Here is a 13,823-nt window from a genome sequence, read left to right on the forward strand (position 1 = left end):
AAACAATAAAAGATGCCATCCCCATAGGGTGGCACCTTTTATTGTTCACTCTTCTCTAATTCTATTTCAGCTAAAAGCGGCAAAACATTATCAAAAATATGCGTATTTTTATTTTCTCCTGTTACATATCCACCGTAATATCTACTAAATACGTTGTCATTTCGGAATGTGGCCATATGATCATATAATTCCTTTGCAAACTTTGTATCACCTGTTTGTAGTACATACAAAATCGTTAATCCGTAAGCCGCAGGCGATTCATAATTCACAGTTTGTTTTCCCGTTTCTAAATTGTAACGACCGTATAGCTTTCCATCCTCCTGGAATTTCTTCTTTATAAATTCCAAATAAGCATCTGATGAAAGGCCACCTAAACTACGATGATATGCAACGTATGATTGGTCAATAAGATTCACTTCTTTGTCGTACGTAAATGTGCCATCTGCTTTATACTCTTTCGGGAATGCCCATCCATGCCTTGGATAATCTGCTAAAAATTGAACGACTTCCTCATATTGCTGAGCAGAAACTTTTCCATACTTTTTCATATAGGAGAATGCGCGCGGATTTATATATGACGTTGTTGCAAAATCATTTTGTTTCCTTGCATCTGCATCATAATAATCAACATAATAATTACCTTTCTTATTATAACGAATTACAGCATCACTCAATTGATCCGCTAAGTTTTTATAGCGCTCTTCCTTGTACATTTCATAAGCGCGATATAACTGTTCTATAATACGAAGATCATCAATAAGTGCATTTGTAGCTGACTGCATTTCTCCCTTTTCAGAGATTTTCCATAAAACAATTTGGTTCTTATGTACAAAGTTATTTTGAATAACTTTAACTTGTTCATCGAATAACGCTTGATCGTCTTTATCGAGTGTATATTGCAGCCATAGCCCTGCTGATTCCGATAAAGCTTCACGGCCTTTCGCTTCACCGGTACCTGCTTTTGTATCTTCTAAACGATATGTAGCAAGCGTCCCATTTTCATTCACCATATGTCTTAAAATAAAATGTTCCGTACGGTTTCCTTGCAAAGCTGACCAAAATACAATTCCACCTAAAGCGATTAAAAGAATAACGCCAATCACTATATATATACGTTTCCGCAAACTTTTCACCTCTCTAGTAAGGCTATCCTTAATTTTACCAGAACATACGTAAATGTAAAAAAGACAATCTATTAGATTGTCTCCCGTTCCTCTATCCCTCACAAGCCTCTTTAGAAGGTCTATATAGCGATTCTACGAGTCGATCATACTCACTACGCGTAATCTCTTTATTATACAGCTTCAATAATAAATCTCTATGCTCTTTTGAAAATGCCATCTTTTTAATGACTTCAGGATACATAAAACATCCTCTCCATTTCACATAAACTTCTTCACTTCGAAAAACAGAACTTATGTTCGCATAAAAGATTATAAAATATTCCTTACTAAAAAACAAACAAAACATTATTAAACATTAAATTCTTTCTATTTATAATATTCAAACATAATATTATCATATCCACTTTTTAAATACATATATATTTTTGGAAGTTTTTTTGAATAAATCTTCCAATTCAATCAGAAAATAATGGCAAAAAAGAAGAGGAGTTTACATATGGATACGGTAACATTAGCAAGAGCATTTTTCGGTTCTTCACTAGCATTCCACATTATCTTCGCAACACTTGGTGTCGGACTTTCATTAATGATTTTTATAAGTGAAATACTCTACCACTGGAAGAAAGATTCCGACTACGCCATTATGGCGAAAAGATGGACAAAGGCCTTTGCCATCCTTCTTGGTGTAGCAATTCCAACGGGAACAATCGTTGGTGTGCAAATCTCACTGCTTTGGCCTGGTTTTGCCAAAATTGTTGGGCAGGTTATTTCTGTGCCCTTTCAAATTGAGATTTTCGCCTTCTTTTTAGAGGCTTTGTTCATGTCGATTTATGTATATGCAGCTGACAAACTACCTCCATTCATGAGATTAATCTCGCTATTCTTCGTCATGATTGGTGCCACGGCATCTGCCGTGCTTATTACATCGGCAAATACATGGATGAATACACCCGCGGGCTTTTCAATGGGGCCAGATGGATCCGTTTTTAACGTTGATCCGTGGAAAGCTTTCTTTAATCCGAGTTTTGGCACGAGCGCATTCCACGTTGTGATTACAGCCTACGCAACTGGAGCTGCCGTCATTGCCTCTATCGCCGGATTTAAATTATTAAAGAAGAATGTAAGTGAACGTGAAGTGGCATATCATAAAAAAGGACTACTGTTAGGACTCGTCGTGACATTTATTACAGGCGCTACGATGTGGCTTTCGGGACACGAATCGGCAATTGCTTTACATAAGCATTCCCCTGAAAAACTGGCATCTGCTGAAGCTTTATTTGAAACGACATCACATGCACCGTTATCAATTGGCGGCGTTGTAGATCCTAACACACTTGAACTAAACTACGCACTAGAAATTCCGAACATGCTTAGCCTACTAGTAGGACTAGACCCTAGCACTGTCGTAAAAGGACTAAAGGAATTTCCACAAGAAACATGGCCACCATTTTACACGCATACACTGTTCAATTTAATGGTTGGCACTGCTGCCTTTACCTTTGCAGTTGCAGCAATTGCCCTCTTATATTGGTACTTTGTTTACCGAAAAAAAGGAACAGAGCTACCGAAGTGGCTTCTTTGGGGAGCTGCCGCATGTGGACCAGTTATGATGCTCGGCATTGAATTTGGGTGGATTTTCAGCTGTAGCGGTCGTCAGCCATGGACCATTTACGGTATGCAACGTACAGTCGACGCTTCTACACGCGCTGATTTTGTCGGTCCTTTATTTATTCTATTCATCATTTTATATATTGGACTCGGTATTTTAACAGTTTTCGTATTACGGACATTCTTTAAGAAACATCCGCTTACAAATGATTTACATCACGAAGGAGGCGATTCTCGTGCATGAGGAAAGTATTGCAATCATCATCTTATGGGCTCTTATTTTCGTATACAGTATATTAGGGTCCATCGATTTTGGAGCAGGTTTTTGGGGCATGGTATACGCAAAACATCCAACGCTCGCTGCCAAGCTTGCCAACCGATACTTATCACCGACTTGGGAAGTAACAAATACATTTCTCGTCTTTGTCGTTGTCGCTTTTCTCGGTTTCTTTCCGAAAGCCGCTTTCACCCTTGCGACAGTCATGTTCGTACCAGTTATGTTAATTTTAATACTCATTGCAATTCGCAGTACATTCATGGTATTTGCTTACTCTGTGCCAAAATATCAGTACCTCCTTCGGGTTATTTCAGGTATTACTGGGCTCTTAATTCCAGCCTTATTAATTACCGTTTTACCTGTTACAGAGGGGGCTTATATTACAATGTCTGAGGGAAAAGAAGTACTCCTGTATGGAAAACTTCTTTCTAGCCCGGTGATCTACTGTTATATGCTCTTTGGGCTAACTTCGGAATTATTTCTTTCCTCCCTCTTTCTTGCTGATTTTGCGAGAGAGCAAGGTTCAGAAGATTCGTATAGAATTTATAGAAGAAACGCCATCATCCTTGGTCCTGCAACACTCGTTACGGCGATTATCGCCCTCGTTGTAATGGATCCGGAAACACACTGGCTTATGCAAGGGCTCATAAAGCAATTCCCGTGGTTTACAGTTTCTATCGTTTTATTCGTTATCGGGTACTCTTCTCTTTGGTGGACAAACAAGAAGTATGGCACACTAGGATACCCTCGCATTGCCGTTTTAGCAGTCGTCGCTCAATATGCATTTGCAAGTTATGCTTACGGCGTTGCGCATTTACCGTATATTATTTATCCTGATGTAACTGTATTTACAAGCTTTACAACGGTCGAAACATTCTATGCATTGCTTATTCTATATGCAATTGGGATTGCAATTTTATTACCAGGATTTATTTTCTTCTGGAATTTATTCTTGAAGGATCGAACTTTTTTGAAGGAGAAATAATTATTGTAGGGCCTGTTCCAAAAGGTATTTTGGGATGGGCTCCTTTTGTCATGTTTTGTCGATAAGTCGATATAATTTAAAAATCGCTGATATATTTTGAGTTGCGCCGATATATTTCAATAATCGCCGATATATTTTGAGTTGCGCTGATATATTTCAATAATCGCTGATATATCTCCATGATCACCTATATAAATTTCATTTACTATCTTACTGCCCCATTAATTTCTAGACTCCTCTCACAATAGTTATTTCACTAAGAGAGATACTTGTCCCATAACTTGAAAAACACATATTCATTGCACTCCGTTATACGTCTAGTTCTTCTTATTTTTTGCTGAATATACTACCAATACAAACCTTAAGACAAGCTACATTGCTTTGAGGAAAAGTAGAAAGGTAGGTAAAATATGAGCATTGAAATATGGATTACTATTATTGTATTCTTCTTAACGATGATTGTTATCTTTTGGCGACCTCGTGGTTTAAATGAGGCGTGGCCGGCAGCAATTGGCGCTGGCATTATCCTGATTACTGGACTTGTATCAAAACCAGACGTCATGGACATTATTAGTAAAATTGGCGGTGCCTCCATAACAATATTAGCGACCATCGTTATGGCGGTTATATTAGAAAGCTTCGGCTTCTTCCACTGGTCCGCAGCGAAACTTGCAAACTTAGCAAAAGGCTCCGGACGCCGCTTATACTGGTATATTCAATTATTATGTTTTCTTATGACTCTTTTATTTAATAACGACGGTAGTATTTTAATTACAACGCCAATTTTAATTCTTCTCCTAAAAAATCTTCAATTAAAACCGCATCAACAAATCCCTTATTTATTAAGCGGTGCTTTAATCGCTACTGCATCTAGTGCACCAATTGGTGTAAGTAATATCGTAAACTTAATCGCATTAAATATCGTGAATATGACTCTTTATATGCATACTGCTATGATGTTTGTACCTGCAACATTAGGACTATTGTTTATGTCATGGCTTATGTATACGGTTTTGAAGAAAAAACTTCCGAAAAAATTGCCTGTTTCTTCATATGATATTGAAGAAATATTCTTCACGAAAAACTTTCATCCGTTAAAAGGAAAAAATTCAGTTGATACGAAGCAAAAACGGACAAGGTTCATGCTAAAAGTATTAGGCTTCGTCTTCCTTATGCGCTGTCTTCTATTCGTTGCATCCTTCTTATCCATCCCAATCGAGATTGTTGCCGTACTCGGTTCACTCGTTCTTCTCATCTGGAGATGGTACTACTTACGAACGAACCCTGTCGATATTTTGAAAAAGACACCTTGGCACATTTTAATTTTTGCTTTCTCTATGTATGTCATTATTTACGGACTTCACAACGCAGGATTAACAGCAGCACTTGTCCAATGGCTTGAACCAGTTGTAAATCAGCATCTACTTTATGCTAGCTTTACAATGGGCGGACTCGTTTCCCTCCTCTCCAACGTCTTCAATAATCACCCTGCACTTATGATTGGTACAATCACATTAACAGAAATGGGACTAGACCCAATCACTTTAAAAACGATTTACCTCGCAAACATTATTGGTAGTGACATCGGTTCACTACTATTACCAATCGGTACGCTAGCTTCCCTCATTTGGATGTATATCCTGAAACAAAACAAAATTAAAGTAAAATGGAAAGACTATTTAAGTGTATCCCTTATCGTTATCCCGCTCACAACAGTCGTCACATTATTCCTCTTATTCTATTGGGTACATCTCTTCTTCGCCTTATAAAGTGAAACTTTAATCAGTGAGGGGTCTCACTGCCCGCAAATAGCAGGATAAACAACAGAAGCCCGCTTTGCTACCGTCTTAGCAAAGCGGGCTTCTTCTATATTTAAGTTAGGTACTACAGTGTGATCAATCAAGTAAAGAGGTGTAACGTGTTATTGGTATAAATGACTACCCGTTTCTTTAAATTCTTTCGCTTTCTCTTTCATTCCTTTTTCAATTGCTTCTGTCGTTTCTAAATCATTTTCTTTTGCATATTCACGAATATCATGTGAAATTCTCATACTACAAAACTTCGGTCCACACATGGAACAGAAATGAGCCGTTTTCGCACCTTCTGCTGGCAATGTTTCATCGTGATACTCCATTGCACGTTCAGGATCTAAAGATAAATTAAATTGATCGCGCCAACGGAATTCAAAACGAGCTTTTGAAAGTGCATCATCACGCTGATGAGCCGTTTTGTGCCCTTTCGCCAGATCAGCTGCATGCGCAGCGATTTTGTACGTAATAACACCTTCGCGTACATCATCTTTATTCGGTAAACCTAAATGTTCTTTCGGCGTTACATAACAAAGCATCGCTGTTCCAAACCAGCCAATCATCGCAGCTCCAATTGCGGATGTAATATGGTCATAACCTGGTGCAATATCTGTCGTTAACGGCCCAAGTGTATAGAATGGCGCCCCCTGACAAATATCAAGCTCTTTCTCCATGTTTTCTTTAATTAAATGCATCGGTACATGCCCAGGCCCTTCAATCATAACTTGCACATCATGTTTCCAAGCAATCTTCGTTAATTCACCAAGTGTTTCAAGCTCAGAGAACTGCGCTTCGTCATTTGCATCTGCAATCGAACCTGGACGTAATCCATCTCCAAGAGAGAACGAAACATCATACTGCTTCATAATTTCACAAATCTCTTCAAAATGAGTGTATAGGAAGTTTTCTTTATGATGGAATAAACACCACTGCGCCATAATTGAACCACCACGCGAAACGATACCTGTCGTACGCTTTGCAGTAATGGGAATGTAACGAAGTAATACGCCAGCGTGAATCGTAAAGTAATCTACGCCTTGCTCCGCTTGCTCAATTAACGTATCACGATACACTTCCCACGTTAAATCTTCTGCAATTCCGTTTACTTTTTCAAGAGCTTGATAGATTGGTACAGTTCCAACTGGTACAGGCGCGTTACGAATAATCCACTCACGCGTCGTATGAATGTTTTTACCTGTAGATAAATCCATAATTGTATCTGCACCCCAGCGAGTAGCCCACGTCATCTTCTCTACTTCTTCTGCAATAGAAGAAGATACAGCAGAGTTTCCGATATTTGCATTAACCTTCACGTGGAAATTACGTCCGATAATCATCGGCTCTGCTTCAGGATGGTTAATATTCGCTGGTAAAATAGCGCGACCTTCCGCAATTTCCTTACGAACAAACTCAGGCTCTACCCCTTCACGAATCGCCACATATTCCATCTCAGACGTAATGATCCCATTACGTGCATAATGCATTTGCGTAACATTTGCACCTTGCTTCGCTCTAAGCGGTTTGCGATCCATCTGCGGGAAAACAGGTGTATGTTTTGAAGCCACCTTCACACCATCATCCTCTGGTTTCACTTCGCGACCTTCGTATGCTTCTACATCTCCGCGCTCTAGAATCCAAGAGTGGCGCGGCGCCTGCAACCCCTTTTCTAACTCCACTTTATACTCTGGATCCGTATAAGGACCGCTCGTATCATACACACGAATTGGCGGATTCGGAACACCGTTTGTATCGCTTTGTTCAATCTCACGCATCGGCACCTTCATACCTTCGCGTGGTCCATCCACATACACTTTCTTACTTCCTGGTAAACTCGACTTCAATTCAATTTGCTCAGCCGAAACAGACTGTTTCATAACCTTTGTTGCCCCCCTGTACGTGACAAGGACGAGATATGGCCAGCGTATGCCAAAATAAAAAGAGCCAGGTCCATAAAAAAATAAGGACCTGGCTCATAAAAGACATCATTATGTAAAGCCGTTAACTTCCCTACGCTGGTACGAGCCAGATCAGGTCCAAAGGGTTAAGAAGTTCACGCGCTTCTCTCTCAGCCTACGCATACGTTAGGCACCCCTAGTTTATCACTGATTTAATTTTCAATACTTTCTCATCATACACGATAATCTGAAAAATGCAAAGTTTATTTCTGTCGCTCTTTACGGAATCATCCAAGTTAAATAATAAGCCTGAACATAAGTCATAATCCCCACAATTATTACGAAGAACAAACTATGCTTTACTGTAAACCGGAATAAATCTGATTCTTTCCCAGCAAGTCCAACTGCTGCACAAGCAATGGCAATCGATTGTGGAGAAATCATTTTACCTGTTACACCGCCCGTTGTATTTGCTGCAACGAGAAGTACTTCAGATACACCGACTTGCTGCGCTGTAATTGCTTGTAAATTTGAGAATAATGCATTCGCTGACGTATCAGACCCTGTTAAGAATACGCCAATCCATCCTAAGAATGGTGAGAAGAACGGGAATAGTCCGCCAGTTCCTGCTAGTGCTAACGCTAGTGTAGAAGATAGCCCAGAATAGTTTGCGATAAATGCAAATCCTAATACAAATCCAATAGATAGAATTGGCATTTTAAGTTCACTTAAAGTTTCTTTAAATGTTACCACTGCATCTTTTACACTCATTTTCAAAATCAGCATGGAAATGAGACAAGCAATTAAAATTGCTGTTCCCGTTGCTGATAATACATCAAACTTCAAAATTGCCTCATAAGGCGTCGCTTTATTTACAATAGGCTCTGCTTTCATTACTAAATTGTGCAAGCCTGGAATTTCAAACTTAAATACAAGGCTTTCTAACGCGCCTCCTGGAGCAAATAATGCTTTAAAGAAACTTTGACTCCAAATGACTACCATAACCGTTAATACGATAAATGGAGACCATGCCTTTACTACTTTTCCTAACGTTAATTTCGGCATCGATGCCGCTGTTGTTGCAGCTACTTCTCTATTTGCTTGCCCTGATTGATAAATTTCTTTCGGTTGCCATACTTTTAAGAACAGCGCTAAACTAACTAAACTTACAAGTGCCGACGTAATATCCGGAAGTTCTGGCCCTAAGAATGTCGCTGTTATGAACTGCGTAATTGCAAATGAGCTACCTGCTACAAGTAAAGCAGGCCACGTTTGTCTTACTCCTTTCAACCCGTCCATTAAAAATACGATAAAGAATGGAACAAATAATGATAAGAACGGTAATTGATGTCCAGCCATTTGTCCAATTTTATGTGGATCAATACCTGTTACTTGTCCAGCAACTGTAATCGGAATACCCATCGCTCCGAACGCTACTGGTGCTGTGTTTGCAATTAAACAAAGACCTGCTGCATATAAAGGATTTAACCCAAGACCTGCAAGAAGCGCTGCCGTAATCGCTACTGGTGCACCAAATCCCGCTGCCCCTTCTAAAAATGCTCCGAATGAAAAACCGATTAAAATAACGAGTAAACGATGGTCATTCGTAATGGATAATACAGATGCACGAATCACATCGAATTGACCTGTTTTCACAGATATTTTATATAAAAATACCGACATAATGATAATCCAAGCAATTGGCCATAATCCGTATAAGAAACCATATCCGGTCGCTGCCATCGCCATCGTGAACGGCATCTTATAAGCGAATAATGCCACTAAAATTGTAAGTACAACTGTAATAAATCCTGCCACATACCCCTTCATGCGGAAAACTGCTAAAGCTAAGAAAAAAAAGATAATCGGAATAAGTGCCACCGCTGCCGAAATCCAAATGTTTCCGAACGGATCATAAACTTGTGTCCATGTATTCATTGTTCTCTCCCCCTAAAGAATCCCCTTTTAAGTAGAATAACCTCATCAATAGACTATCAGGTCATCATACCTTTAAACCTAAAAATAAAAAAACGTTTAAGAAAACGTTTTCAACAACTTTCTTTTATACTGTACCATAACAATTTCCATTTAAAAAGATTTTTTTGAAAATTTTATTATTTAACGAAAAAATCTTACAAAATCGTCATGTTCTTGTCATGTTCATCGATAGAAGGCTCGCTACCTTTCCTGCATAATAAAGGTATAACAACGGATATTATTTATGAGGTGATATATATGAACGGAAACAAAATATTAGCAGCTTTATCATACTTTAGTGTATTATTTGCCCCTATCTTATTCCCGATTATTGTGTGGATTGTGGGAGATGTGGAAACGAAACCACATGCAAAACGTGCTCTATGGACACACATTATCCCAAGTATCGCTACATTCATTGGCATGATTATTTTAGGAGTTATGGGTCTTGGATCTGATCAACCGGATGTAACACTGGGCATCGGTACAATGATTGTCTTATGTATTTGCGGAATCATTAGCTTATACTACTTCATTTGGAACATCGTGAAAGGTATTAAAGTACTGAAAGCTTAATTTCCTTTTTAAACAAACGTTTGATTAAAAAGAAAAACCGTCCCAAAATACCTTTTTGGGACGGTTTTTTATCTTCTGCGTTTCTTCTTTTTTCTCATCATTTTCTTACGGCGCGTATTCACTTTATCCGCTATAATGTGAAGCGTGCTTGCCACAACAATTCCCATTACGAACGTTACAATTTCAACCTCATGTTCCTTCGCCATTTCTATTAAATTTCCGTCAAGCGCGATTACATTTAATAGGAATAAAAACGGAGAAAACACAATTAACATGTATGCAATACGAATCACATCACCAAGTATAATTGTGTGTGTAAAGAAGGAGCGATGCGGCATCACCTTCTTATACGGATACCAAAATATACGCAGGAACCCCCATTTATTATACGCATTACTATACGTATCTAAATCCGGTGTTAAAAATGTAGTACCTACTAAAAAGCCAATTGCAAAAGTTAATAAAAAATCAAAATTTGTTAGTCCATACGAAAAGAGCAGAAACAAAACAACCGGAAGGGATATTAAGTTTATTTTCGTATGCGTTCTTCCTGATGGCATAATGCACTTCCTCGCTTACGTTCGCCCTGTCACCATGTGACAGTTCTTACCTATTGATCTAATTTCTGATCGATAAAGGATGTGTCTATATCCGAACCAAACCATTCTGCCAACTTCATTCGTGCCTTATCTTTTACATCATCATCGACGTATAGCGACGCTTGTAATAGCGCAGCCATTAACGCCCCTAAATCATCCGTATAACCAATTCCAGCAACGAAATCTGGAATCGCATCAATCGGTGCAATAAAATAAGCAAGTGCTCCAATTACAATAATTTTCACTCGTTTTGGAACATCTGGTTTCTGCAAAACGTAAAACAACAATAAACTTGCATAAATGACTGACTGCCCTGCCTGCTTTGCGACATGTTTTACCTTCTTCCAAAATGCTTCAACTGAAAATTTTTGCTCCATGTAAAAGCCTCCCTATTTTTTAAACGAAATAAGCTACAATATGTTTTCAGTAAAAGTTCATCAAAATTACACATAATCTATCAATGAACTTTCATTGTAACAAACAAACCCAAAAAGAACAAGTGTTCGTTAATTTTTACATACTTCCCTTCATATAATAGGTTTCTAGATAACCACTTACCCATTGTCATTTCTTATTTCTCAACAAGAAATTTTTCACTTTCACTTAACATTCTGCTCTACCTTTGTTATATTTTCTAGTTGACGGACATATAAACGAATGTTAAAGTTTTCTCTGGTAGTGACAAATCTCATACAAAAAATGTAAAATGTTATAGTGTTTCTCAGAAATGAATTTTGTTGTATAATACAGAAATGACGTTATGCTTATGAGTAACACAAGAAACTAAAAGGGTATGCATAGTTATAGTCGTATATGGGTGAATATAGAACCTCTAATTATGGCCAAGAAAACTATGTATTTTTTATTTTAGCATTTTTCGCTCCAAAATCGACCAAGCCTGATAGAGAAAGGGTGGAAATGAATGAAAGAAACCTTGAAATCACAATTTCAAAATGTGCGTTTCACTGCATTCGTAGCTTTAGCCTTATGGTTGAAGACATATCTTATTACACGCACAAGCTTTGATTTAAAACTTGAATCTTTCATGCAAGAATTCATTTTATTCCTGAGCCCATTAGCAGCATCATTACTGCTTGTTGGTCTTGCATTATTTGCAAAAGGGAAAAAACGTAACTATATAGCACTTGGAATTAATTTTGTCTTAACAATCGTTCTTGTTGGTAACGTAATGTTCTACGGATTCTACAATGACTTCGTTACTTTACCAGTACTAGGACAAACATCTAACTTCGGAAGTTTAGGTTCTAGTGTAAAAGAATTGTTTAACTACAAAATTATCCTTGCATTTGCTGATATTATCGTATTCTTCATTTTATTGAAGAAGATGAAGAATTTTGCACCGACAGAACGTGTAGCACGCCCAATGCGTTCCCTATACTTCGTGTCAACAATTGCTATTTTCTTCGCAAACTTAGGATTGGCAGAAGCTGAGCGTCCAGAACTATTAACACGTTCATTCGACCGCGTTATGCTTGTTAAAAACTTAGGTTTATATGTACACCAAGTATATGATCTTGGCTTACAAGCAAAATCAAGTTCACAAAAAGCATTTGCTGACGGCAGTAAGTTACAGGAAACAGAGAACTACGTAAAAACAACGCAAAGCAAACCAGATCCAAATATGTTTGGTACTGCAAAAGGGAAGAACGTAATCGTTGTCTCTCTTGAGTCATTACAAACATTCTTAATTGGTGCAACAGTTAACGGACAAGAAGTTACACCATTCTTAAACCAATTTACGAAAGAAAGTTATTACTTTGATAACTTCTTCCATCAAACTGGGCAAGGAAAAACATCTGATGCTGAATTCTTAGTAGATACTTCAATGTATCCACTAGACCGTGGTGCTGTATTCTTCACACACGGTAACAACGAATACACAGCAACTCCAGAAATTTTACGTCAGCAAGGATACTACACTGCAGTATTCCACGCAAACAACGCAACATTCTGGAACCGTAACATTATGTATCCGGCACTTGGTTATGATCGTTACTACAACGAGCTTGACTATAAGATTACGCCAGAAACGAAATTAAACTGGGGATTAAAAGATATCGAGTACTTTGATCAATCTATCGATATGTTAAAACAAGTGAAGCAACCGTTCTATACTCGCTTCCTTACTTTAACAAACCATTACCCATTCACTTATGATGACAATACAAAATTAATTGATGAATACAATTCTGGTGATGGCGTATTTGACCGTTACATGGTAACAGCTCGCTACTTAGACGAAGCAATGAAACACTTTATTGAGCGTCTAAAAGCAGAAGGTATTTACGACAACTCAGTTATCGTATTCTACGGTGACCACTACGGTATTTCTGAAAACCATAACCGTGCAATGGCACAGTTCTTAGGAAAAGAAGAAATTACTGCATTTGACCATATGAACTTACAAAAAACACCGATGTTTATTCACGTTCCAGGTCAAAAAGAAGGTAAAACAATTTCAAAACCAACTGGTGAAATTGACATTAAACCAACTATTCTAAACTTACTTGGTGTAGACTCTACGAATGACGTTCGATTCGGTCATGACGTATTCTCACCTGACAATAAAGGGTTCGTTGTTCTTCGTGATGGTAGCTTCGTTACAGATAAGTACATGTACACGAACAGTACATTCTACGACCGTGCTACTGGCGAAGTTGTACAACTACCAAAAGAAGAATCTCAACCACTTATTGATCGTGCCCAAAATGAATTGAACATGTCTGACAAAATCATTGAGGGTGACTTACTTCGCTTCTCTGAAAGCAACAAGATCAAAACTGGTGAAGTAAAGACAGCTATTAAAGAAGAAAAGAAGAGCGCTGAGTAATCTCAGCCTCTTTTTTTATATTCCTCCATACAATTACTTATATTCATTAACTTTAACATTACATAACCTTTACCAAATATTCACATAGAATTAATGAAGTATCTCTATAATAAAATATGTAAA

General features: G+C 38.1%; 11 protein-coding genes and 1 riboswitch. Of the genes, 5 read left to right on the forward strand and 6 right to left on the reverse strand.

All coding sequences use genetic code 11. From position 1 onward, the window contains the following. Positions 1 to 38: 38 nt before the first annotated feature. Both MKY00_RS26260 and MKY00_RS26265 read right to left on the reverse strand, forming a co-directional pair. Complete coding sequence (locus tag MKY00_RS26260) at positions 39 to 1,124, reverse strand: hypothetical protein (protein WP_001231580.1); 1,086 nt, start codon at positions 1,122 to 1,124, stop codon at positions 39 to 41. Between the two features lie 91 nt (positions 1,125 to 1,215). Next, the gene (locus tag MKY00_RS26265; RefSeq protein ID WP_000283184.1) at positions 1,216 to 1,365 is read right to left on the reverse strand and encodes a hypothetical protein; all 150 of its coding nucleotides are present in this window, start codon (positions 1,363 to 1,365) and stop codon (positions 1,216 to 1,218) included. Between the two features lie 255 nt (positions 1,366 to 1,620). On the opposite strand from MKY00_RS26265, the gene cydA reads away from it, so the two are divergent. From cydA to MKY00_RS26280, 3 genes are all read left to right on the forward strand, one after another. Next, positions 1,621 to 2,976 carry a cytochrome ubiquinol oxidase subunit I gene (gene cydA / locus MKY00_RS26270; protein WP_000381964.1) on the forward strand — a complete coding sequence of 452 codons (1,356 nt, stop codon included), beginning with the start codon at positions 1,621 to 1,623 and terminating at the stop codon, positions 2,974 to 2,976. Beyond that, positions 2,969 to 3,994, forward strand: a complete 1,026-nt coding sequence (locus tag MKY00_RS26275) for a cytochrome d ubiquinol oxidase subunit II (protein ID WP_000544167.1) — start codon at positions 2,969 to 2,971, stop codon at positions 3,992 to 3,994. Before cydA ends, MKY00_RS26275 begins: the two co-directional genes overlap by 8 nt. A gap of 410 nt (positions 3,995 to 4,404) precedes the next feature. Further along, a complete protein-coding gene (locus tag MKY00_RS26280) occupies positions 4,405 to 5,763 on the forward strand; it encodes an arsenic transporter (RefSeq protein WP_000021133.1) in 1,359 nt (452 codons plus the stop codon). A gap of 152 nt (positions 5,764 to 5,915) precedes the next feature. On the opposite strand, the gene thiC is transcribed toward MKY00_RS26280, so the two are convergent. After that, positions 5,916 to 7,676, reverse strand: coding sequence for a phosphomethylpyrimidine synthase ThiC (gene thiC, locus MKY00_RS26285; RefSeq protein ID WP_000814474.1), 1,761 nt, complete (start codon positions 7,674 to 7,676; stop codon positions 5,916 to 5,918). Positions 7,677 to 7,789: 113 nt separating this feature from the next. Beyond that, positions 7,790 to 7,905: riboswitch (TPP riboswitch) on the reverse strand. Between the two features lie 71 nt (positions 7,906 to 7,976). Beyond that, the gene (gene lldP / locus MKY00_RS26290) at positions 7,977 to 9,635 is read right to left on the reverse strand and encodes an L-lactate permease (RefSeq protein ID WP_016718949.1); all 1,659 of its coding nucleotides are present in this window, start codon (positions 9,633 to 9,635) and stop codon (positions 7,977 to 7,979) included. A 297-nt stretch (positions 9,636 to 9,932) separates the two neighbouring features. Between lldP and MKY00_RS26295 the strand changes: the two genes are divergently transcribed. Then, positions 9,933 to 10,250, forward strand: coding sequence for a DUF4870 domain-containing protein (locus MKY00_RS26295; protein WP_001014115.1), 318 nt, complete (start codon positions 9,933 to 9,935; stop codon positions 10,248 to 10,250). Positions 10,251 to 10,318: 68 nt separating this feature from the next. Here MKY00_RS26295 and MKY00_RS26300 read toward each other — a convergent pair whose 3' ends face one another. Together MKY00_RS26300 and MKY00_RS26305 are read right to left on the reverse strand one after the other, a co-directional pair. Further along, positions 10,319 to 10,810, reverse strand: a complete 492-nt coding sequence (locus MKY00_RS26300; protein ID WP_001139074.1) for a metal-binding protein — start codon at positions 10,808 to 10,810, stop codon at positions 10,319 to 10,321. Between the two features lie 50 nt (positions 10,811 to 10,860). After that, the gene (locus MKY00_RS26305) at positions 10,861 to 11,226 is read right to left on the reverse strand and encodes a YkvA family protein (protein ID WP_016718950.1); all 366 of its coding nucleotides are present in this window, start codon (positions 11,224 to 11,226) and stop codon (positions 10,861 to 10,863) included. A gap of 545 nt (positions 11,227 to 11,771) precedes the next feature. Here MKY00_RS26305 and MKY00_RS26310 point away from each other — a divergent pair. Next, positions 11,772 to 13,700, forward strand: a complete 1,929-nt coding sequence (locus MKY00_RS26310; RefSeq protein WP_016718951.1) for an LTA synthase family protein — start codon at positions 11,772 to 11,774, stop codon at positions 13,698 to 13,700. Positions 13,701 to 13,823 lie beyond the last annotated feature (123 nt).

This window comes from Bacillus sp. FSL R9-9834 (assembly GCF_038006905.1).
Classification (GTDB): Bacteria; Bacillota; Bacilli; order Bacillales; family Bacillaceae_G; genus Bacillus_A; species Bacillus_A pacificus.